Source organism: Marisediminitalea aggregata, from assembly GCF_900129565.1.
Lineage (GTDB): Bacteria > Pseudomonadota > Gammaproteobacteria > Enterobacterales > Alteromonadaceae > Alteromonas > Alteromonas aggregata.
In genome coordinates, this window is record NZ_FQWD01000005.1 from 243019 (window position 1) to 266573 (window position 23555).

19 protein-coding genes are annotated in these 23555 nt (G+C 50.4%); 13 read left to right on the forward strand and 6 right to left on the reverse strand.

Annotated features, from left to right (window positions below; translation table 11 throughout):
* Nucleotides 1-4 precede the first annotated feature (4 nt).
* Nucleotides 5-1210 carry an MFS transporter gene (locus BUB81_RS15270; protein ID WP_073324202.1) on the reverse strand — a complete coding sequence of 402 codons (1206 nt, stop codon included), beginning with the start codon at nt 1208-1210 and terminating at the stop codon, nt 5-7.
* 173 nt (nt 1211-1383) lie between these two features.
* Here BUB81_RS15270 and BUB81_RS15275 point away from each other — a divergent pair, with 173 nt between their 5' ends.
* The 5 genes from BUB81_RS15275 to BUB81_RS15295 all read left to right on the forward strand — a co-directional run bounded on the left by BUB81_RS15275 (nt 1384) and on the right by BUB81_RS15295 (nt 7382).
* Entirely contained in the window at nt 1384-3936 is a 2553-nt protein-coding gene (locus BUB81_RS15275) for an efflux RND transporter permease subunit (RefSeq protein WP_084526664.1), read from the forward strand.
* A 9-nt stretch (nt 3937-3945) separates the two neighbouring features.
* On the forward strand, nt 3946-4740 hold the full coding sequence (locus BUB81_RS15280; protein ID WP_073324203.1) for an outer membrane lipoprotein-sorting protein: 795 nt from the start codon (nt 3946-3948) through the stop codon (nt 4738-4740).
* 4 nt (nt 4741-4744) lie between these two features.
* A complete protein-coding gene (locus BUB81_RS15285; RefSeq protein WP_073324204.1) occupies nt 4745-6085 on the forward strand; it encodes a hypothetical protein in 1341 nt (446 codons plus the stop codon).
* A gap of 11 nt (nt 6086-6096) precedes the next feature.
* On the forward strand, nt 6097-6312 hold the full coding sequence (locus BUB81_RS15290; protein WP_073324205.1) for a YgaP family membrane protein: 216 nt from the start codon (nt 6097-6099) through the stop codon (nt 6310-6312).
* Nucleotides 6313-6428: 116 nt separating this feature from the next.
* The gene (locus BUB81_RS15295) at nt 6429-7382 is read left to right on the forward strand and encodes an alpha/beta hydrolase (protein WP_073324206.1); all 954 of its coding nucleotides are present in this window, start codon (nt 6429-6431) and stop codon (nt 7380-7382) included.
* A 21-nt stretch (nt 7383-7403) separates the two neighbouring features.
* On the opposite strand, the gene BUB81_RS15300 is transcribed toward BUB81_RS15295, so the two are convergent.
* The 3 genes from BUB81_RS15300 to BUB81_RS15310 are packed head-to-tail and all read right to left on the reverse strand — an operon-like array spanning nt 7404 to nt 11511.
* On the reverse strand, nt 7404-8165 hold the full coding sequence (locus tag BUB81_RS15300; protein WP_073324207.1) for an MBL fold metallo-hydrolase: 762 nt from the start codon (nt 8163-8165) through the stop codon (nt 7404-7406).
* 11 nt (nt 8166-8176) lie between these two features.
* Entirely contained in the window at nt 8177-9289 is a 1113-nt protein-coding gene (locus tag BUB81_RS15305; RefSeq protein WP_073324208.1) for a lysophospholipid acyltransferase family protein, read from the reverse strand.
* Between the two features lie 56 nt (nt 9290-9345).
* Entirely contained in the window at nt 9346-11511 is a 2166-nt protein-coding gene (locus tag BUB81_RS15310) for a S9 family peptidase (protein ID WP_073324209.1), read from the reverse strand.
* 151 nt (nt 11512-11662) lie between these two features.
* Between BUB81_RS15310 and BUB81_RS15315 the strand changes: the two genes are divergently transcribed.
* Nucleotides 11663-12430, forward strand: coding sequence for a sulfite exporter TauE/SafE family protein (locus tag BUB81_RS15315; protein ID WP_073324210.1), 768 nt, complete (start codon nt 11663-11665; stop codon nt 12428-12430).
* A gap of 18 nt (nt 12431-12448) precedes the next feature.
* Here the strand turns inward: BUB81_RS15315 and BUB81_RS15320 are convergent, their stop codons facing one another.
* Together BUB81_RS15320 and BUB81_RS15325 are read right to left on the reverse strand one after the other, a co-directional pair.
* Nucleotides 12449-13627 (reverse strand): diguanylate phosphodiesterase, encoded by a 1179-nt coding sequence (locus BUB81_RS15320; protein WP_073324211.1) that lies wholly within the window; start codon nt 13625-13627, stop codon nt 12449-12451.
* Nucleotides 13628-13734: 107 nt separating this feature from the next.
* Nucleotides 13735-15048 (reverse strand): sigma-54 interaction domain-containing protein, encoded by a 1314-nt coding sequence (locus BUB81_RS15325; protein WP_245819236.1) that lies wholly within the window; start codon nt 15046-15048, stop codon nt 13735-13737.
* Between the two features lie 238 nt (nt 15049-15286).
* Here BUB81_RS15325 and BUB81_RS15330 point away from each other — a divergent pair, with 238 nt between their 5' ends.
* The 7 genes from BUB81_RS15330 (at nt 15287) to BUB81_RS15360 (ending at nt 23541) form a co-directional block, all read left to right on the forward strand.
* Nucleotides 15287-16576: an NAD(P)/FAD-dependent oxidoreductase gene (locus BUB81_RS15330; RefSeq protein WP_073324212.1), complete on the forward strand. Its 1290-nt coding sequence runs from the start codon at nt 15287-15289 to the stop codon at nt 16574-16576.
* The gene (locus BUB81_RS15335) at nt 16566-17147 is read left to right on the forward strand and encodes a Tll0287-like domain-containing protein (protein WP_073324213.1); all 582 of its coding nucleotides are present in this window, start codon (nt 16566-16568) and stop codon (nt 17145-17147) included. The genes BUB81_RS15330 and BUB81_RS15335 overlap by 11 nt, the downstream gene beginning before the upstream one ends.
* 449 nt (nt 17148-17596) lie before the next feature.
* Nucleotides 17597-19171, forward strand: coding sequence for a cytochrome ubiquinol oxidase subunit I (locus BUB81_RS15340; RefSeq protein WP_073324214.1), 1575 nt, complete (start codon nt 17597-17599; stop codon nt 19169-19171).
* Nucleotides 19168-20304, forward strand: coding sequence for a cytochrome d ubiquinol oxidase subunit II (cydB, locus tag BUB81_RS15345; protein WP_073324215.1), 1137 nt, complete (start codon nt 19168-19170; stop codon nt 20302-20304). The genes BUB81_RS15340 and cydB overlap by 4 nt, the downstream gene beginning before the upstream one ends.
* 11 nt (nt 20305-20315) lie before the next feature.
* Complete coding sequence (gene cydX, locus BUB81_RS15350) at nt 20316-20429, forward strand: cytochrome bd-I oxidase subunit CydX (protein ID WP_073324216.1); 114 nt, start codon at nt 20316-20318, stop codon at nt 20427-20429.
* Nucleotides 20426-22045 (forward strand): ATP-binding cassette domain-containing protein, encoded by a 1620-nt coding sequence (locus BUB81_RS15355; protein WP_073324217.1) that lies wholly within the window; start codon nt 20426-20428, stop codon nt 22043-22045. The genes cydX and BUB81_RS15355 overlap by 4 nt, the downstream gene beginning before the upstream one ends.
* Nucleotides 22042-23541 (forward strand): ATP-binding cassette domain-containing protein, encoded by a 1500-nt coding sequence (locus BUB81_RS15360; RefSeq protein ID WP_073324218.1) that lies wholly within the window; start codon nt 22042-22044, stop codon nt 23539-23541. Before BUB81_RS15355 ends, BUB81_RS15360 begins: the two co-directional genes overlap by 4 nt.
* The last annotated feature ends 14 nt before the right edge of the window (nt 23542-23555 follow it).

A 23555-nucleotide genomic window follows, 5' to 3' on the forward strand; every position in this document is an offset into this window, starting at 1 on the left:
CTTGTTACAATTTATCCTCGCTGGGATTGGGTTTAACCCGTAAATGGCCCACTGCAATCAATGTTACCGTCGCCAGCATAACCGAGGCGGCTAAAAAGGGGGCGCGGTGACTGAGCTGGTACAAGGATGCCGCGATGGGAGGCCCGATAATATAGCCCATAGCGGGTGACGCTGTAATAAAGCCGGTCACGGTGGCCTGGTTTTCCGGCTTACAGCTGGACGTAGCCAGTGCCGCGACAGCCGGATAGCTGATACCCAGGCCGCTGCCCAGGAACACCATGGCAAAATACAACTGACTCTGGTCATGGTGTAAATACAGGATCAGGTAGCCCAGTGACAATAGTGGAAAGGCCAGTTTAATAAGGTTTGCCGGGTGCATACTGGTGCGTTGGACCAGTGTAAACTGCACAACCAGTGCGCATACTGCGCTGATCATCATGGCAAGCCCTACACCCTGCGCGGCTTCGGTGGTAGAAGCACCGTGATGATCAATTAAAAAGAACGCCAGCGATTGTTGCATCATGGCAACCGCGAGAAATACGCAGGCATTCATGCCGATCACGAGCGGCACGTAGGGCTGAATACTATGCGTGACAGCCACGCCGGTTTTTTGTGTTTGGGGTGTGGTCGGCGTGCTCTGATTATCTGGCAGGAATCGCCACACCAGAATAAGTGCCGTTAGTGTCATGAGAGAAATGGCGTACAACGGGGTCAACAAATGAAAGCCAACCAATAGACCCGCCAGTGTCGGGCCAAGAATCTGGCCCAGGCTGTGGGCCGATGAGACTTTGCTGATGGCCTTCACGCGCTCGTGGTCTGCGCTGATTGATATCGCGTATCCGACCACCGAAGGCGGTGTCGCTGACATAATTGTCGCCTGACCAGACCGGGCCGCTGTCAGCGCAAGGAACAACGCCGTACCTACCAGCCAGCCCTGAAACCCACTCAACCACACAGTAGCAAAAACCAGCGTGCCAATGGTGTAGCCGGTCAGCCCGGTGATCAGCACGCGGCGATAGCCTTTGCGCTTTCCTACTCTGGACCACAATGCATTGCCCGCGGCATACATCAGCGCAGAACTCGACATCAAAAAGGCAACCTGAAACTCGGTTAAACCCGCCTCCCTGCCAAGAGGCGGCAAGGTTGTCATAACAACAGATTGACCCATTGCAGTAGCGAGCAGTGCAAAAAACAACAAACGGAAGGTCATGAAAACGCAACAATCGTAAAGAGAAGCAGTGATTCTAGCATGATTTGCGGGCGTCCAGCGGAGCTTTAGCGATACAAAAGTACCGCTAAACGAATAGCAAAAACTTGATATATTAGAAATGGCGCATATATTGCTGTAAGACATTATCTCAAGCGGTAACAGTGAAACGTATTATGAACACCCTGTCAGGTAAACTTGTTGCAATCAGTACGCATAAACCTCTATGGATTTATGCCGTGTTGCTATTGCTGACACTCGGCATTGGCAGCCAGATCCCACGGATTACAATAGATACAGACCCGGAGAATATGCTGGCGGCTGATCATCCGGCACGCACATTTCACAATCAGACCAAGGCAAATTTCGCCATGCACGATGCCATTGTGGTGGGTGTAGTGAACGAAACCGATGCCAATGGTGTGTACAACACGACATCTTTGTCTGACATTTTTGACTTAACTCAGTCAATTTTGGCAATCGATGGCGTTGTGGATGCCGATCTCATGTCGATCTCTACGGTTGATAATATTTCTCAGGCCGGGCCTGGGACTATTCGTTTTGAATGGATGATGCCAGAAGCGCCGGTATCAGATGCTGCCGCTCAGCAAATTCAAACTAACATTGAGAGACTGCCGCTACTGTACGACACGCTGGTTTCACAAAACGGTAAAGCGGCGGCGATTTACGTCCCAATTATTGATAAAAACGAAAGCTATCGGATAGCAGAAGACATTCGCGCCACGATTGATACATTCGACGGCACCGAACAGTGGTATATCACCGGGCTACCGGTAGCTGAAGATCAGTTCGGTTTTGAGATGTTTGTACAAATGGGCATTTCAGCGCCACTGGCGGGCCTGACCATCTTCATCTTATTGTTTATTTTCTTCCGCAATATTCCGCTGATTACGGCGCCCATGATTGTGGCGATGGCGACGGTGATCGTCACCATGGGCCTGCTGATTGGCTTTGGCTTTACCGTGCACATTATGTCTTCGATGATAGCCATTTTTCTGATGCCCATCGCGGTAGTGGATTCAGTACACATCCTGTCTGAATTTTCTGACCGGTATAAGCCGGGTGAAGATTTAAAAGCCGTTGTTGAAGAGGTTGTGGGTCACCTTTTCACGCCGATGTTGTATACCTCGGTTACCTCATCGGTCGGCTTCTTCTCGTTAATGCTGACACCAATTCCACCAGTGCAGATCTTTGGTGCGTTTGTTGGTTTCGGCATTCTGTTTGCCTTTGTGGTGACGATTACGTTTATCCCGGCTTACTTATCGCGTATGAGTGAATCGGCACTGGAAAAACTCCAGGCCGCCATGCACGAGGATGGCGCTGGACAGGGTTCGAATATTGCTCGCATGGCTAGAGGTTTGGGCAAGTTGGCCACGGGTCGGCAAGGTCTGTTGCTGGCTGCATTTGGTGCGGTGTTTGTGGTCTCTGCCTGGGGCGTCACGCAGATTCAAATCAACGACAACCCGGTACGCTGGTTTAAGTCTGATCACGAAATTCGCGTGGCCGACCGGGTATTAAACGAAAACTTCGCCGGAACCTACAATGCGTATCTGGTGCTGACTGACCGTTCAGAACTTCCGACTGCTGCATCTCTGCTGGAGAGTGGTGACATGCCGGATTCGCTAGCAGGCTGGAAGAGTGAAACCCTAGCCGCCATAGGCAGTGGTGCACCTGAAGAACAGTTGCAAAACCTAATTGTAGCGATTGACGATAAGTTGTTTAGCGACCTTAGCGACGAGGAAATGACTTATTTGGATAACGTCATGGTATCGGCTGAACAGGCAAATAGCCAGAGCAAAACATTCCAGAATCCGGAAGTACTCGCTTATATCGAGTCATTGCAAGAGGCACTGACAGCGTCTGGTTTGGTGGGTAAATCCAACGCCTTACCCGATGTGGTGAAAGTGGTAAACCGAGAATTGCGCTCAGGCGAAGCACAAGACTACCAGCTTCCTGATTCGGGTAACGCGGTAGCCCAGACGCTGTTGCAGTACCAGTCTTCTCACCGTCCAAATGACCTGTGGCACTTTGTGACGCCGGATTACCGTTCTGCGCTGGTTTGGCTACAGTTAACCAGTGGTGATAATCAGGATATGACTGCGGTCATTGAACTGGTCGATTCGTATATTGCCAGCCATCCAATGCCAGCCGGTATTGAAGCGGATTGGGCAGGTAAAGCTTATCTGAATGTTGTGTGGCAGGAAAATATGGTGGCAGGCATGCTCGACAGCTTGCTGGGCGCGTTCGTTATGGTCTTCATTATGATGGTAGTACTGTTTCGCTCATTGGTGTACGGCATACTCGCGATGTTACCACTTACTATCACTATAACCTTTATATATGGGCTGATAGGAATAGTGGGTAAAGACTACGATATGCCAATAGCGGTGTTGTCTGCGCTGACGCTTGGCTTGTCAGTGGACTTTGCTATTCACTTCCTTGAACGGGCCCGCGCCACCTTTAATGACACACAAAGTGTGAAGCAAACCATGGCGTTAATGTTTGAAGAACCAGCCACGGCAATCTCTCGCAATGCACTGGTTATTGCTTTGGGCTTCACTCCGTTATTGTTTGCGCCGCTGGTACCTTACATCACAGTTGGCGTGTTCCTGGCCAGCATCATGGCGGTATCTGCGCTGGTGACTCTGCTGCTGCTTCCTGCAGTAATGAGCCTGGGTCACAAGATAGTCTTTAAATCGGCGAAATAAGGAGTCGGTATGAAACGTAGTTTAGTTACTTTAGGTTTGTTGGCAGCAATGGCGTTTATGTCTGGCGTACAGGCAGAGGTAGATGTTGACGCACTTATAAAGCAAGCTGAGAAAGCGGCCTATTACGCGGGTGATGACGGCCGTGCTGACGCGCGCATGATGATTGTCGATAGCCAGGGGCGTAAGCAAATGCGCCAGTTCACCATCTTGCGCAAAGATGTGGAAGACAACGGCGATCAAAAAATGATGGTGTTTTTCTCGCGTCCTACTGATGTCAAAGACACGGTGTTTCGCGTTGAAAAACATGCAAAAACCAATGTGGATGACGACCGTTGGTTGTATTTGCCAGCGCTGGATTTAGTGAAGCGTATTTCTGCAGGTGACAAGCGCACCTCGTTTGTCGGTTCTCACTTCTTTTATGAAGACGTTTCAGGGCGAGCGGTCTCACAGGACGATTTTACTCTGGTAGAGGAAGCGGCTGACCGGTACGTATTGAAGGCGGTGCCAAAACAGCCTGACACCGTTGAGTTTGCTCACTATGTCGTTGAAATCGACAAAGCGACGTCACTACCGGTACTGATTAACTTTTATCAGGCTGACGGGACGAATTATCGTCGCGTAGAGTCTGTACAGGTTGATACCGTTCAGGGCTTCCCAACCGTGCTTCGCTCCAAAGTGTCAGATCTGACAAACGGCGGCTACACCCTTATGGAGTTCCGCGGTACCGAATACAACATTGGTCTGCCAGAAGATGTGTTCAGTGAACGCAGCCTGCGTACACCGCCAGTGCAGTGGTTGAAATAATACGATGCCAATCTCTTTGAAAACACTGCTTTTGAGTGGACTGATATTGGTTGGTATCGCTAGCCAAACCTCAGTGTGGGCACAAGAAAGTACAGATTCTCAATCTACCGCGGATGAATGGGCGGACTGGGGCGACTTTGAGGAACCCGAAGAAGCATCACCACTCACCTGGGCTGGCTTTGTGGAGCTGGCGGCAGGTACACGTTTAAACAACGACACCGCCGTAGCAAGAAACACTACGTTGCAGGATGCTCGCGTGCAACTGCAGGCCGATTACGCGCTTAGCGCGTCAACATTAGCTTTTCGTGGCGACCTGTATTACGACGGCGTATTAAACAGTGTTGAAACCCAAATACGCGAACTGGCGTGGCAAGGTAACCTGGGCTTTTTGGGTGAGATGGGGCGTAAATTCGACGCTAAGCTGGGCCAGCAGGTACTGACCTGGGGAACGGGTGACTATGTGTTTTTGAACGATATGTTTCCCAAAGACTACCAGTCGTTTTTTGCGGGTCGTGACGATGAATACCTTAAAGCACCAAGCCTATCTGCCAAGCTGTCGGGTTACTTTGATGTAGCAAACATTGATGTGGTGGTAACGCCTCAATTTGAACCGGATAATGGCATAACCGGCGAGTATTTTTCGTTTTTCAGCCCCCAGGCCCAAATTAACGTGGCACCGGGCTTTCGTGTGCTGGATAAGAATGAGCCGGATAGCGCTGAGTGGGCGTTGCGTATTTACAAAACCTTCGGCCAGACCGAGCTTGCATTCTATGGTTACCGCGGGTTTAACAAAACCCCCATGGCCGCCGACGAACAAGGCTTACCACGTTACAGCCGTTTAAATGTGTGGGGAGCCAGTGCAGTTAAACCATTAGGTCCGGGCCTGGCAAAAGCGGAGTACGCTTACCATGATGCTGTTGAGGATTCCGATGGCAATAACCCGCTGGTGCCTAACAGCCAGCACCGCTTTTTGGTGGGCTACGAACAGGAACTGGTGGCGAATCTTACCGGCAGCGTGCAGTGGTATGTGGAGAAAACGGTGGATCACGATGCGTTGATAGCCAATTCATACTGGCCACAGTATGAACAGGAAGCCAATCGTCACGTGGTAACAACCCAGCTCATGTACCGCGCGCTACGCCAAACTCTAACGCTTAACTGGTTTAACTTTTATTCGCCTACCGATAGCGACGGGTATATGAAGTTTCGTGCAACCTACTCGCCCGTAGATGACTGGCAGGTCAACGGCGGCTTTAATCTGTTTTATGGCGAGGAGCCACATACTTTCTACTCACAATTCGAAGACGCCAGCAATGTGTATGCGTCTTTTAGATATTTTTATTAGGAGCTAATGCGATGTCTGCAGAAAGAGCGTTAACGGCGTTTGCCGGATTTATGGTGTTACTGTCGGTGGCACTGACCTGGTTTGTACATGAAAATTTCCTGTGGTTCACCGTGTTCATTGGCGCAAACTTGTTTCAACAGAGTTTTACCGGTTTTTGCCCGGCCACGATTGTACTGCGCAAAGTATTTGGCTTTAAAACCGAAAAAGAGCTGGCGACCGGCCAGTAACGCGCAACGTACCCTTTCACTCATCAGGGATGTTCCATCCTGTTCTCGCCCCGCTTTGCGGGGTTTTTTTATTGTCGATATACTCGTCTTCTCACTGCAGTTTACACAGGTAAATCATGACGCCTATCCATCCGGCTGTTGCCCCTGAATTAGTCGAACCACTAACAGCACTGCTGGACGCGACCGCCTCCAATCCACCATTAAGTGGTAAAACCCTTGGTTTCTATCGCAAACGCAACAAGTTCAACGTATCTCCCGTTAGTGATATTCCCGCGATGCAGCCTTATGACATTGGGCTAAGCACTGAGGCGCCCGGCGTGCGGGTATGGGTGATAAACGCTTCTGAGAATGCGAAAAAGCCAGCGTTGCTGCACTTTCACGGCGGTGGGTTTGTGATGGGCAGTTGCCAGAATGGCTTTTCCCGCATGCAGCAATTAGCGCTGGATTTGGATTGCGTGGTCGTGAGTGTGGATTATGGGTTGGCACCGGAAATGCGTATCGGTGAGGTAGTAAAGCAAAGCCATGCGGCGCTGACCTGGACACATCAACAAAGCAAATCCCTCGGGATAGATAACACCCGGATAGGGTTACTTGGCTTTAGCGCGGGGGGCGGACACGCTGCGTTGCTGGCGCAATATGCCGCGCACCGAAATGAGTATGCCGTTAAGTGCCAGGCGTTGATTTACCCTATGCTGGATGACAGAACGGGCAGTACCATTTTCCCTGAACTTCCAAAGGGCAAGTACTTGTGGTCAGCAGAACAAAATCAGTATGGCTGGCAAGCGGCACTGGGTCATACACCGGGTAAAGACAGCATAAAGCCCTTTACTGTACCGGCCAGACAGCCTCTATCGGCAAGTTTGCCTGCCACCTATATCGCCGTAGGCGACCTGGATTTGTTTTATGACGAAAACCTGGAATATGCCAACGCCCTTCAGGTATCAGGAGTACCCGTCATTCTGAATGACGTGCCGGGGGCTTTTCACGCGTTTGAATCCATTGCGCCGGAGACTGAACTGGCACAGAGGTTTAATCAGGCAATGGTAAACGCACTAAAGGGAATATTATAGACCCAGGAGAAAGCGCTGGCTTCAATGCGCCGCATTCTGCCCGCCTAGCGCGTGGGCAATGCGGTTTTTTGCTGAATGCCAGTGATTCTTCGGTAGCACCGGAGCCTGTTGAATAATGGCCTCAAAGTCGATGTCGTTAATCGACAGCGGCGGGACGTGTGCGCAGAACACGGTTTGTGGCTGCAGAGTTTGAATGCGCTTCAGCGATTGCTTGTACTGATTGGGGTGGCAGATAGGGTAAGGCGGGGTAAGCTGGCGTTTCACTGAGACCATTAAATCGGCAACGTAAGCCTGACTGGTCTCACCGTGATACAAGGTGATGTCGTGGTCGGTATGCCCGGGGGTGAATAACACCTGCCAGTCTTCAAAGCCCGGCAGTGTTTGTTCGTCCAGCAGAATAATATCGGGCTTCAATATTGGGCTGTACCAGATATGCTTTTTCGGTTTGCCCAACCGACCAGCCACCCACCACGTTAGGCTGACATCAATTAAATGGGCCGCGCGCCCCATCACTCCTGAGTACCATTTCGCCGCTTTTGGATGAGCCGCTATTTTTGCACCGGTGAGTTTGCGTAGCTTGTGCGCGCCGCCGGCGTGGTCCGGGTGCATATGCGTGACGACAATCAGTGTTAAATCAGTGAGGGGCCGGTTGAGTGTGTCAGTAATAAACGTACAAACATTGTGTGCATCGGCCCGACTACAGCCATCGAGCAGCAACAAGCCACCCGGTGTTTCTACCAGGTAGATATGTTGAATGTAGCCCGCCAGGGTATGCACTTTCATTGTGTAGCTACTTACTGTTGCATGGCGTTTTTAACCGGGTTGGCGTAGTTGGCAATCAGGTAATCACGCGCTTCTTCCGGTAATTCTGCTAGTTTTTGTTTCAACGTTTGTTTGCACTGTTCGGGGATTTTTTTATCGCTGCGTTCTGCGGCCAGATAATTAATTGGGTACAACTGATAGTGAGTATGGATGTGCTGGTCGATACATTCAGCCAGTCCAGCAGGTGTGTCTGGCACGTCGCTAATCGGGGCTGAAAAATTAACGGTAACGCGACCTTTGTACCCGGTGATCCCCTGAATAATACTGGCGATGTCTTCCATTTCAGCTTTTTCATAGCCGCCAAGGTGTTCGCGGTGATACAACTCCGTGGCTTTAGCGATATCGCAAGGGTCGTTCTCGTATGAGATAGCAACTGGCACAATGCGCAGTGATTGCATGTAATCGCTGAACGATTGCTGCTGGGATTTACCGTGCATATAGAACATCTTCAAAATAGCCGGATCGGTCTTGTCCAGTCCATCTTTAGCGCGCCCCTCGCGCTGTGCAATCCAAATTGAGTGGCCGTCATCCAGCGAGTGCTTGATATAACCCGACAGGGTGGTAAGGGCTTTTAGCAGTTGTCTTGGGGCTTTCGCTGAACGGTTCACAATAAAGCCTTTATTGAGCTTCATTAGCTCCGTGACGCTGGGCTTTTTCAGCAGGTTGTCACCAAATGCAATGCGGGCAGTCGGGAAGCCAGATTGGTGAAGTGCATAATTCACCAGCGCGGGATCCATGGCAATGTCACGGTGGTTAGATACAAACAAATAAGGTGTGTCTTTGGAAAGCTGTTCAACGCCCTTTATGGTGACACCGTCAGTGGTCTCATGCAGCACGCGGCTTAAATACACTTCAACTTCTTGTTGTACCTGCTCAACCGTATTGAGTCTGCCCCATTTGCGTTTCAGTAGCAGTTTCACCACTGGGCTCAACAGCGCTTTAACCCATCGGCTGCTTTGTCTGAAGCGATGGTTCACGATGGCAGAGATGAATTCGGGATCATTGACCAGACGCTGGATTGCGGCCGGGATTTCGTCGTCGTGGTAGGCGCGAATGGCCTGAAAAGGATCGTTTGGGTTAGTCATGGTTACCGCATAGCAATGAAAACAAACCCCGGCAGGTGTCTGCCGGGGCCATTAGTCTACTTCTCTATCCCTGCTAAATGGAAGAAAAACGCGTACTCTTTCGCAGTTTGTTCATAACGCTTAAAGCGTCCGGACGCACCGCCGTGACCTGCTTCCATATTGGTAATGAACAACAGCAGATTGTTGTCGGTTTTCTTGTCACGTAAACGGGCTACCCATTTCATAGGTTCAAAATACTGAACCTGTGAGTCGTGCAGGCCGGTGGTGACAAATAGGTGCGGATACTTCTGCGCTTTCACCTGATCGTAAGGTGAATAAGACAGCATGTACTCGTATTCTTCTTTATTCGCAGGATTACCCCATTCAGTATACTCACCGGTGGTGAGTGGAATGCTGGCATCGCTCATTGTTGTAACAACATCGACAAAGGGCACGTGCGCAGCTATACCGGTGTAGAGTTCCGGCGCCATGTTAGCAATAGCGCCCATTAGCAGTCCGCCTGCACTACCGCCTTCAGCAAAAATGCGATTCGGATCAACGTATTTCTGCTCAATCAGACCTTTGGTAACGTCGATAAAGTCGGTAAAGGTGTTCATCTTGTTACCCATTTTACCGTCTTCGTACCATTCGCGACCGAGCATCTGACTACCGCGGATATGTGCGATAGCTACCACAAAGCCACGGTCCATTAACGAAATCCAATGAGACACAAAGGTGGGATCAATGGTCGAGCCATATGAACCATAACCGTATTGAAACAGCGGATTCGTGCCGTTTTTATTGAATTTATCTTTGCGATAAACCAGTGACACCGGAACCTGTTTGCCATCGCGAGCCGGCAACATCACACGCTCAGACTGGTAGTTGGATGCAACAAACGCATCCCCCACCTTGTTTTGTTTTAACAGCGTACTTTCCATGGTTTCCAGGTTGATATCGAACGTACTTGGCGGCGTGGTAAGCGACGCGTAGTAAATGCGTACTGTATTGGTGTCTACCTGGGTATTACCTGAAAAGTAAGCCGTGTAGATGGGATCTTCAGTGGGGATCACATAGCTTTCGCCGGTCTTCAAAGACACCGCGTTCAGGCTGAGTATGCCGTCTTTCTTCGCTTTATAAACCAGGAAATCCTGTAGTAGTTCAATGTCCTGAATGAATACGTCCGGATCATGTGCGATGACTTCCTGCCACTTACTCTTATCTGAGGTATTGGCGGCATCCACTTTCATAATACGGAAGTTCTTTGCATTGTCGTTGGTCAGGATGTAGTAGTCATCACCGTGCTTAGCAACAGAATATTCCAGACCTTCTTCAATAGGATAGAAAGGCGTGGGGGCTGCTTTAGGATTGCTGGTGGCGATCAGGGTCATACCGGTTTTCTCGGTATTGTCATGACGAATATAGATGACTTCACCATCTTTACTCATGCCCAGAGAGGTGTAGAAGGTGGTGTCTGTCTCTTCGTAAATCAGTTCATCGTCGGTTTGCGGGGTACCCAATACGTGGCGATACACCTTAGAGCCCAGTAATGTTTGTGGGTCGCGGTCTATGTAATACAGGGTTTTATTGTCTTTCGCCCAGTACACCTGTCCGGTGGTATTGGTAATTTCGTCGCTTAACAGTTCACCGGTTTCCAGGTTTTTAACCTTTAGCGTATACATGCGGCGGCTCACGGTATCAACGGTGTAAGCCAGCAGTGTATTGTCTGGTGAGGCTTCGTAGCTGCCAATACTAAAATAGTCATGACCCTTGGCCATTTCATTGCCGTTTAACAGGATTTCATTGGTGCCATCCAATGTTGCCCGGCGAACATAAATAGGGTATTCGCCATCACCTTCGTACAGTCGCTGATACCAGTAGCCGTTCTCTTTTACCGGCACAGACGCGTCGTCTTTAGGAATGCGTGCCACAAATTCTTCGTAAAGCGCTGCTTGTTGTTTTTCCAGCGGTTTGAGTACGGCTTCTGCGTAACTGTTCTCTTTCTCCAGGTGGCCAAGTACCTCGGGATCTTCGCGCTCGTCGTCGCGCATCCAGTAATATTCATCATTGCGGGTGTCACCGTGAGCGGTCATTTCGTGAGGCACTTTTTTCGCTACGGGTGGGGCTACTGATGTGGTTAAATTCATTGGCTCTTTTGCGTTGATCTGTTCTGTCGATGCTTGTTTATCGGAGCAACCGGCGAGCATGAGGCCGATGCTAAGCGTAAGCAGTGTTCTTTTCATTATTGTCCCTTGCCACGAGGCATGCTTTATTGAAGAGGGTACAACATAGCGTATCTGTATAAACGCTGCAAAGGTTGTTGACCGGTAAATCGTAACCAGTTGCAAACTGCGGGAGTGAAGGCGAAAATTACGACAACCTCCCATTTTTGTTATGGATAGCATGTTCGATTTACTCACCGCCGGCGTGTTAGAGCCGGTTACTGCGCTGGGCCTTATTTTGTTAGCGGGCTTCACTTCGTTTGTTACCGGTGCAATGGGTCTGGGAGGCGGTATGTTGTTACTGGTGGTAATGGCGTCCACTCTGCCCATTGCTGCATTGATTCCGGTGCACGGCCTGGTGCAATTAGGGTCCAATGCCAGTCGCTCGGTAATGACTTTCCGACACCTGGATCGCACCATGTTTAAGTACTTTGCGGTTGGTACTGTCATTGGTGCACTAGTCGCGTCATTAGTGGTGGTGCAACTGCCATTGCTGCTTATTCAACTGGCGATTGCGGTATTTTTGTTGCTGGTGGTGTGGGGCGTTAAGCCGAAACAACGGGAAACCTCGCCATCGGGCAGTGTGGTCGCGGGCGCGTTCACCACGTTTCTTTCGATGTTTGTGGGGGCCAGTGGTCCTATGGTGGCCTCCGTGGTTTTTCGCAACGGCTACGACAAGCTTACGCATACTGCTACCTTTGCAACCTGCATGACCTTTCAGCACAGTTTGAAGGCGGTGGTATTTACGTTCGTTGGTTTTGCTTTCTGGCAATGGTTACCACTGGTGGTGGCTATGATTGCCAGCGGCGCTGTCGGCACCTGGCTGGGGCTAAAACTGCTCAACAAAATCCCGGTAGAGAAATTCAAGCTGCTGTTTAAAATTATTCTGACGGTACTTGCGCTGCGTTTGTTGTATCAGGCTGTATTGAGTCTGTTGTGAATATCTGAATAGTCACAGTCAGGTTTGAAAACGAATTGCCTCAACACCACCCAATTTCGGTTTGGCAAATAAAAAGCCCTGGAATTTCTGAATGCCTATATGTTGCAGCCATAGCCATTCGTCCATTTTTTCTATGCCTTCTACGATAAGCGGAATGCCCAGTGTCGTTGCGAACTCCATGACTGCGTTCACAATGGCTTGCCTGGGGCCGTGCTCGTGAATATTGCAGGCAATGGCCCGGTCCAGTTTGATTTTGTCGGGCAGAAAATCGGCCAGAACAGATAATCCGGCATAGCCGGAGCCAAAGTCGTCCATAGCAACCCGGATGCCTTTTGCTCTCAGGGCTTCTATGGCACTCATAAAGGCATCGCCTTCATTGAGGATTTCGTTTTCTGTGACTTCCACAATAAGTTGTTGCGGTCTGAGTCCGTAAGTTTTTAAGTAAGACAGCAGGTAGTCGCCGGCGTCTGGAAACTGGGTAAGGGCGCCAGGCATGAGGTTGATGGAAACCGACTGACTGGGTTGTAGCATTTCACTCGCCATAGCGATGGCGTATTGTTTGGACGTCAGGTCAAATTCGTAGCGTTTTGACTTGTCTAAATCCGCTAATATTTGCTCCGGGTAACGTCCACTGTTGTCTCGTAACAGCGCTTCTATTGAAGAAATACGGCCTAAATGGGTGTCTATGATGGGTTGGAAGGCGAATTGATACTCACTTTGTTCGTCTAACTTTGCAGCTAATGGCGATGTATTAATCGCTCTATGTAAATCTGCCCGGTGTGCTTCTGGTAAGCAGCCTCGCCAGCGGCCGTTGGCGAAACTGTTGATAAGGCCGTACACCTGGCTGTCACGCTTGAGATAAATATCATCAGGTAGCCAATAACAGGAACGGTCACTTTTGAGAGTGAGGGTTCTTAAGTTCCACTCGCCGAAGTCACGTTGTGATATTGGATGTTCACAAATCTTAACGATATTGTTGTGACGGGCGTCGGCCTTTATCTTTTCGAAAAGCGCCTGTACGTGCTCACCTGGTCCTTCAATAACCTGAAAAAAGTACTCGCCGTCGGTTAGCAGTAGACCGGTAATGGAATTGTCAGTATTAAATCGCAGTGAGTCTGTTTCGATTTGCGAAATTTGCTGGAATGCATCCGAATGGGTCGAACGACTTCGGTAAACAAGTTGCCTGAGTACTGTCATTTACATCACCTTCATACCACGGGCCCAGCAAAACGGGTTTAATCAATACAAACATAGACACCAGATAGGATCATTTCAAATAACTAGCTATGGTAAGGATACAGAGACTAATTGCCCAAGCGAATGTTGTAACGCTGAAGCTTGCGGTAGAGTGTACGTGTGCTGACATCAAGCTGTTTAGCCAGCTCATCTGGTGTGCCTTCGTAGGTTTTGCAAATACGCTCAAGGTAGACTTGTTCAGCCTGATCAAGGGGCAATATCTGTTGGCTGACGTTTTCACCATCTGCAACACTGATCTCGCTCTTGCCAAGGATTTGCGGTGGTAAATCGCTGACCAGTATTTCATCATCATTCGCCATCAACGCTGATTGTTCTACCACGCTGATCAACTCGCGTATGTTGCCGGGGAAAGCATAGCGGCAGAGCGCATCGATGGCCTGTTTAGAAAAGTGTTTGTGGCGGTGCTCTCCGGCAGACAGAAAGTGTTTGCACAGCATCGCTATATCAGACTGGCGTTCACGGAGTGCCGGGAGGTGAATCGGAAACCCGGCAATGCGATAGTAGAGGTCTTGTCTGAATTCGCCTTTCTCCACCATAGACAGCAGGTTTTTGTGACTGGCACATACCAGCCGAAAGTCGGCTTTTTTCTGTTTTAGGCCTCCTACTGGCCGATAGCACTGGGTTTCCAGTAACCGCAGTAATTTAACCTGCATATTGAGCGGCACGTCACCAATTTCGTCGAAAAATACCGTGCCACCATTAGCGACTTCAATGAGCCCTTTTTTGGCATTTGTTGCCCCGGTGAACGCGCCTTTTTCGTAGCCGAAGAGTTCTGACTCAAACAAGCTTTCGTTTAGTCCGGTACATTCAATAACCACAAAGGGTTTGTCTTTGCGTCGACTGGATTCATGGACAGCCTGCGCGACCAGTTCTTTACCACTGCCGGTTTCGCCCTGAAGCAGCACCGCAATTTCAGACTGGGAGGCGCGGTTGATTCGATTCAGCATGGCTTTAAAGGCATCAGACTGGCCAATCATTTTGTTGGTCTTTGAATCAGCTGACGCGTAACTAATACGGTCGAGAATTTCCAGAAACCCCACGGTCATGCCATCCTCATCGCGTACCGGTTTCATCAGAATATCGCAGTAAGTGCGACCTGCAGCGGTATTGTGAATATGCACAACACTGCTGGGGCGAAGGGTTTGTTTACTCTGGGTCAGCGGGCAATCTTCGCCGTGGTTATCACAAGGCCCGGGGTTGTTGTGTGACACGGCGTAACACGTGCTGGTACCAACAGTGACCTCCGTATCGTAGGTTTCCCGGTAAGCTTCGTTGACAGCCTGAATGACATAGTCGGGTGTAATAAAAATGGCGGGCTTGTCGATGGCATTGATCATCGATTGGATCAGTGATGCGTTCATGGCCCCTCCCGGTACGACATTTTTGGCAAAGTTAAGCAGTTGAGCGCTGTCAAATTTGGCACAGCTATTTCTCAATCTCAACCACTTACGATTAAAGATATAATATAAATCTAATATAAACAGCAGTGTAGCAAGTAAATCCGGGTTTGGCACGATAATTGGTAACACAGTGTTAACAACTAACCGGCCGTTAACGCTGAACAGACATACACGGCCCTACAAAACAAAGAGAACGACTATGGCAAAAGTAGTGGTGTTAGGTGCCGGGACAGGAGGCATGCCCGCAGCCTATGAAGTAAAGGAAGCCCTGGGTAAAGATCATGACGTACTGATGGTCAATGAGCGTGAAGAGTTTCGGTTTGTGCCATCAAACCCCTGGGTGGCGGTAGGCTGGCGAGAGAGCAGTGCGGTAACCATGCCCATTGAAAAGTACCTGTCGAAGAAACACATCGGCTTTAAATGCGCACGAATAGACAAGATTGATGCAGAAGCTAATCTGCTGATTTCGTCGGAAGGCGAAGAAATTAGTTACGACTATCTAATCATTGCCACAGGGCCAAGACTGGCTTTCGACGCCATTGAAGGTGCAGGACCGGACGGCTTCACACAGTCTGTTTGTACGCTTGACCATGCTCAGCACTGCTACAGCGACTTTGAAAAATTGGTAGCTAACCCTGGGCCGGCTATTGTTGGTGCGTTTCAGGGCGCCAGTTGTTTTGGTCCGGCGTACGAATATGCCTTCATTCTGGACAAAGCCCTGCGCGACGCGAAAATTCGCCATAAAGTGCCGATTACCTATGTTACCAGTGAACCCTATATTGGCCATTTGGGGTTGGGAGGCGTGGGCGATTCTAAATCCATGCTGGAATCGGAGCTGCGCAATCGCAACATAAAGTGGATATGCAATGCTCAGGTCGACAAGGTCACAGATGGCGTTATGCACATTAGCGAATTGAATCGCAAAGGCGAAGTGGACTTTACCTACGAGGAAGCGTTCAGGCATTCCATGCTAATTCCACCTTTTGGCGGCGTTCCTGCAGTTGCCAACGTTGAAGGGTTGTGTAACCCCAAAGGGTTTGTGATCACGGATGAGCACCAGCGCTCACCGAAATACCCCAATATTTTTTCAGGTGGTGTTTGCGTTGCGATACCGCCGGTTGAAACCACGCCGGTACCCACAGGCACGCCAAAAACCGGCTACATGATTGAAACCATGATGACGGCCATTGCGCATAACCTGAAGCGCATTATTGTCGATAATCAGGCTCCCACGGCCAAGGGGACCTGGCATGCCATCTGCCTGGCAGACATGGGAGACACTGGCGCAGCATTTGTCGCGATGCCGCAGATCCCGCCGCGTAATGTAACCTGGTTTAAACAAGGAAAATGGGTACATCTGGCTAAAATTGCCTTCGAGAAATACTTCATGCGAAAAATGAAAACCGGTACCAGTGAGCCCGTCTACGAAAAGTATGTGTTGAAAGCCCTCGGCATTGAACGATTGGAGCAGGATGGACATGACAAATAAGACAACAAAATTATGGGTGTTCGCCGCCACCCTAGGCGTTTCTAACATTATGAGTATGGCTTTTGCCGATACACTGAATGAAGCCGAGTTCGTCAGCCAGGCCAAATCGAAATCCATGGCACTGGGTGGTGAACTGAAACAGGCGTTACAGGCGGCAATTAAACAAGGCGGTCTTACCGAAGGAATTACGGTGTGTAAAGATCTGGCCCCTGAGTTGGCTGCTAAATACAGTGTCGACGGCTGGCAGGTTGGTCGAACATCGTTAAAAGTGCGCAACCCTGAAAATGCCCCTGATGCCTGGGAAACGGATGCGCTAAAAGCAATGGAAAAAGCACTGGACAGCGGCATGCCTCCTGCACAACTCGTGCATGCACAGACTGGTTCAGCGTATGCGGAGTGGCGCTACATGCAACCTATTGTAACCCAAGCTGTTTGTCTGAACTGCCATGGCGTTTCTTTAACGCCAGCGGTGAAACAGGCCCTACAAGCACAGTACCCCCAGGATCAAGCGACCGGGTTTGACGCAGGGCAACTTCGAGGGGCCTTTACCGTGCGCTTTGAGCGCAATTGACTATGCATTTGTTATGAACAAGGGGCAGGCAAGCCTGGCCCTTGTTCAGCATCGGCCTTACTGCACAGTACTTATCACTCCCTACTTACCACGCTCTCTTTGATTACGGTCAACATCACCTTCGCCAATCTTGGTTAGTCTCTTCTCACTGCCTGGCAGCGTACCGCAACGACACATCTGACAACGCATTGTCATTTTTGTCATTGCGGTAAACGCAATCTCTGGTTTGTGCCTGAAGTTTAGCGCGCCATTCATCTTTTTATTAACTTTTTCAGGGTCTTATAGATTCATTAATGGTTGGCGCAGGTTATGCAAAGCGGTGGTGTATTGAGTTAGATGTTGTACGAGCAGTTGGTGAGGAAACGTCGATTGTTCGAGATACCCCGGCCTTAACAGGCGCTTTGTACGGGTAAAGAAAGCGTTTTTAATTTTCCGAAGGAGAGAGTCCCATGAGCGATACGTTAATAGAACTATCGCGGTTACAATTTGCTTTGACAGCAATGTTCCACTTTATATTTGTACCCCTCACGCTGGGGATGACCTTTCTGCTTGCCATCATGGAGTCTGTGTATGTGATGACTGGCAAAGAGATCTACAAACAAATGACCCAGTTCTGGGGAAAGCTGTTTGGTATTAACTTCGCCATCGGTGTGGCTACCGGCCTGACCATGGAATTCCAGTTCGGCATGAACTGGTCTTATTATTCGCATTACGTGGGCGACATCTTTGGTGCACCGCTGGCTATCGAAGGCCTAATGGCTTTTTTCCTTGAGTCGACCTTCGTGGGTTTGTTTTTCTTTGGCTGGGACAAGATGTCCAAAGTGAAGCACCTGATGGCGACCTGGCTGGTGGCATTAGGGTCTAATTTCTCCGCGCTGTGGATCCTGATTGCCAACGGCTGGATGCAACATCCGATAGGTGCCGAGTTCAATACCGAAGCGATGCGCATGGAAATGACCAGCTTTTCAGAGGTGATTTTTAACCCTGTTGCTCAGGTTAAGTTTGTACATACCGTGTCTGCTGGTTATGTAACCGGCGCTATTTTCGTACTGGCCATTTCCAGCTACTACCTGTTAAAACACAAACATATTGCCTTCGCGCGACGCTCATTCGCTATTGCAGCCAGTTTCGGTTTGGCGTCGGTGCTGTCGGTTATTGTGCTGGGCGACGAGAGTGGCTATGAGTTGGGTGATGTACAGAAAGTGAAACTAGCGGCAGTTGAGGCTGAGTATGAGACTCATGAGGCGCCGGCAGCTTTTACCTTGTTTGGTATTCCCAACGATGACACCGAGCACACGGATTATGCAATCCAGATCCCTTGGGCCATGGGTATTATTGCCACTCGCTCGCTGGATGAAGAAGTCACCGGTCTTAAAGATCTAAAAGAGATCCATAGGGTGCGTATCCTGTCTGGTGTCCAGGCTTACAAACAGTTAGACAAGGTACGAGAAGGTACGGCAAGCGACGCTGAACTGGCGATGTTTGAACAAAACAAAGGTGACCTGGGTTATGCCTTGTTACTGGAGCCCTTCACAGATGACATTACCCAACCTACACCGGAAGCGCTGGAAAAAGCCGTAGACTACAGCATTCCGCCGGTAGCGCCATTGTTTTACAGCTTCCGCCTGATGGTTGTTTCCGGTTTCTTAATGCTGGCCCTGTTTATCTGTGCATTCTATTACAGCACTAAACACCAGATCACTAAGCCTCGCTGGTTGCTAAAGGCCGCGTTGTGGAGCTTGCCCTTACCCTGGATTGCCTCAGAAGCTGGTTGGTTTGTGGCTGAGTATGGTCGTCAGCCCTGGTCGATTGCCGAAGTACTGCCAGTGCACACCGCGGTCTCAAATTTGAGTGTGTCAGACGTCGTGACAACATTGGTTGCGTATACCCTGTTCTACATCGCCATGTTCATTATTGGGTTCTATCTAATGAAGAAATACGCCAAACAAGGGCCGGTACCGCCGGAAGACAAAGCTGCTCTGGACAGTGAAATGGGCCTTGATATCGAAGGAGCAAAAGCATGATTGATTATGAAGTACTACGGGTAATTTGGTGGGTACTGGTTGGTGTACTGCTAATTGGCTTTGCCATCACCGATGGCTTTGACTTGGGAGTAGGTGCACTGCTTACTCTGATTGGTAAAACCGACGACGAACGCCGGGTGATGATTAACACCATTGGTCCGCACTGGGATGGCAACCAGGTGTGGTTTATTACCGCGGGTGGCGCTATTTTTGCGGCCTGGCCGATGATTTACGCTACCGCGTTTTCCGGGTTTTATTTAGCCCTTGCGTTAACGCTGATTGCCCTGTGGATGCGCCCGTTAGGGTTTGATTTCCGCAGTAAGCTACCTGATAAACGCTGGCGTTCTAGCTGGGACTGGGCGCTATTTGTGTCAGGTGTCGTCCCGTCGCTGATTTTTGGGGTGGCGTTCGGCAACCTGCTGTTAGGTGTACCTTTTGAACTGGAACCCACGCTTAAAGCTACGTATACCGGGTCTTTCTTTGGCTTGTTAACCCCGTTTGCTTTGTTGACCGGGTTAGTGTCGGTGGCCATGCTGCTTAATCATGGCGCTACCTGGCTGCAAATGAAAACCGACAGCTTCATTCAGGTACGCGCCAGAGCGGTATCGGTGATCCTATCGTTAGCGACTGTTGCATTGTTCGCACTGGCAGGAGTCTGGGTGGCATTTGGTTTAGACGGCTTCGTGATCACGTCTGTGGTTGATACCGCCGCAACCTCTAACCCGCTTAAGAAAGAAGTGGTGATGGAAGCGGGTGCCTGGATGAACAATTATGGCAAGTATCCGTGGATGGCTGTCGCACCGGTGCTGGGCATTTTGGGTGGATTAGCCTGTGCATACTTCTCAAAAGCCGGTAAAGGCGGCTGGGCGTTTGTTAGCAGTTCAGTCATGCTGGCTGGTGTGATTCTGACAGCCGGGTTCTCCATGTTCCCGTTCCTGATGCCTAGCGTGACTATGCCTGCAGCCAGCCTGACAGTTTGGGATGCGACATCCAGCTTACTGACGCTGAAAATCATGTTCGGCGTAGCCTGTATCTTTGTTCCCATTGTGCTCGGATACACCGCCTATGGGTTTTACGTTATGCGCGGTCGTGTGAAAAACAGCGACCTTGATTCGTCTCACGCCATTTATTAAGGAGTACTTTTATGTGGTATTTCACTTGGATATTAGGGGTTTTACTGGCCTGTTCCTTTGGCATCATCAATGCCATGTGGTTAGAATCAACTGAAAACATGGACCGTCCTGAAGAAGACTCGTGACCGAAACGCCTACACTTGCAACCTGGTTTCGCACCACGGTAGAAACACAGGGTGTTGCCTCGCGCAGCACCCTGTATACGTTGGTGGGGTTAAAAACCTGCCGCATTGTGATCATGATTGCTGGCTTCTGGCTGTTTGCGCACATGATGCACTCGCTGGTGGTATTGGCCCATGCACCGTCTATGGCTGACTGGATAGGCTTGTCGGTTGCATTGTTACTGGCCTGGTTGCTTCAGGGCGAAGCGAATCGGCGAACGCTGGACGCTAAAACACAGTTATTGCAAGATCTTGAGGTGCGTTTTGCACGCCATCTGGCAATCGGGCAGCTAGCCATGGTGAGTCAGCAGAGCCCTTATTACTGGCAATCCTTGTGGTTGCATCATATACCCGCCCTGGCGAATTGGCGTTACGACTACCAGGTACAGCAATATGTAGCGGTACTGGCACCGACAATCGCACTGGCTGGGTTGTCTATGGTGAATTGGCTGATTGGCCTGAGTTTGCTGATCACCCTACCGATTGTTCCGCTGTTCATGGTGCTGGTTGGTAAAGGGGCCGCGGCCCAGCAGCGCAAACATTTTACCGCCTTGACCCGTCTGGGTAGTTTGTTTACCGACAGGTTAAAAGCACTTCCTCTACTGGCCACATACCGTGCCCATGACAGCGAACTGGCGCTGCTTAAACAAGCCAGTGACGACTTAAATGACCGCACGATGAGCGTCGTGGGGGTAGCGTTTTTATCAAATACCGTATTGGACTTCTTTTCAACGGTGGCTGTTGCGCTGGTAGCAGTGTTTATTGGTTTTACCTTACTGGGCGAATTCGCAGTTGGACCGGTGATCAACCTGCACCATGGGCTCTGGTTATTGCTTACTGCACCTTTGCTGTTTTCCGAGCTGAAAGCGCTGGGGCAGTACTATCATCAAAAAGCCGAAGCCGAATCGGCCCAGTCCAGCCTGGGGCACTGGGTGGAGGCTATTCCCAATGAGGCTCTGGATGCCGCTTTGAACAAAGCCAGGGTATTTGATGAGCCCCAGCAATTCACACTTCGACATGAACAACCGCTGATATCGGCGACGAATTTAGTACTGCGCCCTGGTGACAAGGTTGCTGTCAGCGGACCGTCGGGGAGTGGTAAAACGATACTGTTACAAGCCCTGGCAGGCCAGTATCAAGCTGGCTATTCGCTGCCTTGTAGGGTAGCCCTGCTAACGCAGCAGCCCGTTTTGTTGCCGATGAGCGTGCGTGCCAACCTGGAATATCAACAAGCCCATACCACTTCTGCTCTCTGGCAGGTGTTGGCGCAAGTAGAACTGGATGATTGGGGACGCACACTGCCACAGCAACTGGATACCCCCTTACATGAAACACCAGCAATTTCCGGTGGCCAGGCGCAACGTCTGGCGCTGGCAAGAGTGCTGTTGAGTGAGGCGCCCGTGTGGCTGCTAGATGAACCCACAGCGCATTTGCCTACCGAGCAACATTCCCAGATAAGTGAGCTCATTCAGCGTTTATCTGAACAAAAAACTGTGTTGTGGGTGTCGCACAAGCCTTTGCCAACGGCGTGGTTTACGCGTTATTGGCAAGTAAAAGAGGGCGAGGTAACGGTGCAATGATGGCCTTTGCTACGGTGTTACTGGCGGTGGTACATGGCCTGGCTGGTCTGGCTATTCTGATTGTATCGTCCTGGTTTATTGCTGCGTGCGCGATTGCTGCGCCCGGGTTTAATTACATGTTGCCTGCCGTGGTGATCAGAGCATTGGCGTTGCTGCGCATTGGCAGCGGCTATGCCCATATGTGGGTGGGTCACAAACACCTGTTGGGATTAACGGCACGATTACGAATTTCACTTTTCGCCCGGTTGCACTCGCAAAAAATCAACTCGCGTGGCGAGGAAGTTGAGGCGCTGGCAACCCACACCGAGGCCATCGCCGCGCTGTGGGTGGGTTGGGTCTCCCAGCAAGCGTCAGCAGTAATGATGCTGTTGGTTTCCTGTATTAGCTTGTGGTGGTTGCATGTGCCACTGGGTGGTTGGGCGATTGCTCTGGCTGTTATCTGGCTAAGCGTAATAGTTATTTTATGTGTGTTGGGACTTACTTACGCAGTAGAGATTGCCAGTCAGGAAGCGAAGTTTCGAACGCAATCTGATGCGCAGCTCTCAAGTGCGCCTATCTGGCATTTAAAGTCGGGCGATTCATTCCTGCAAGCGTTGCCAAAAGCAACGTCACTCTGGCGCTCGAATTTGTTATTACAGCAACGCGTCTTGCAAGCGCAATGGGTGTTTCAGGGCGGAGCATGGCTGCTTTTATTAGCTAGTTTGCTGGGATTGGTGCACTTCTCTACAACCACTGAACTTGCAGAGCCTCTGTTACTGATTGTGCCAATGCTGTTGCTAAGTGCCGGAGATTGGCTGGGACGAAGTTTTCATTCCCAACCTGCTCTGAACAAAGCGGTGCAGGGGCATAAAGTGCTAAATGCCTTACCAGCCTCTTCACTCGCAACGTTGCCCTTGCCTACCAGTACCGGGTCGCTTGTATTAACTGGGTTTGGTTCGGTTAACGTGCCTGAGCAGGCTATCAGTGCAGAGTTACCCGAGCGTGGGCTTGTGTGGGTCACCGGTCCCAGCGGCAAAGGTAAATCACAATTATTGCAAGCCATTGCCGGGCTGGAAGCGAGCCGTGGAAGTCGTGCATACGCGGGTCAGGTGCTATCCCCTGGGCTGGTGAGCGGTTGGTTGTATCTGGAGCAACAGCCATTGGTGATGGCGGCCACGCTGAAACACAACTTGTGTTTGGGGCAGTCTTTCAGACACACAGAGCTTGAGCATGCATTGGTGACGGTGGGGTTGTCGTACTTATCCGAACCTGGCGAATGGTTAGGTCCGGGGGGCAGGCAGTTATCGGGTGGCGAGCGAAAGCGACTGAATATTGCGCGAGCACTGTTGCACGGTGGACCAGTGTGGCTGGTAGATGAGCCGTTTGAAGGCCTCGACTCGGAGGCTGCTTCACTCATCATGTCAGTGCTGCAAACGAGTGCTAAAGACAGACTCGTGGTGATTGCCAGTCATGTGATCCCAGAACACACTAGGCCAGCGCTTACCCTCAGGCTGTAGCAGAGTGGCAGCGT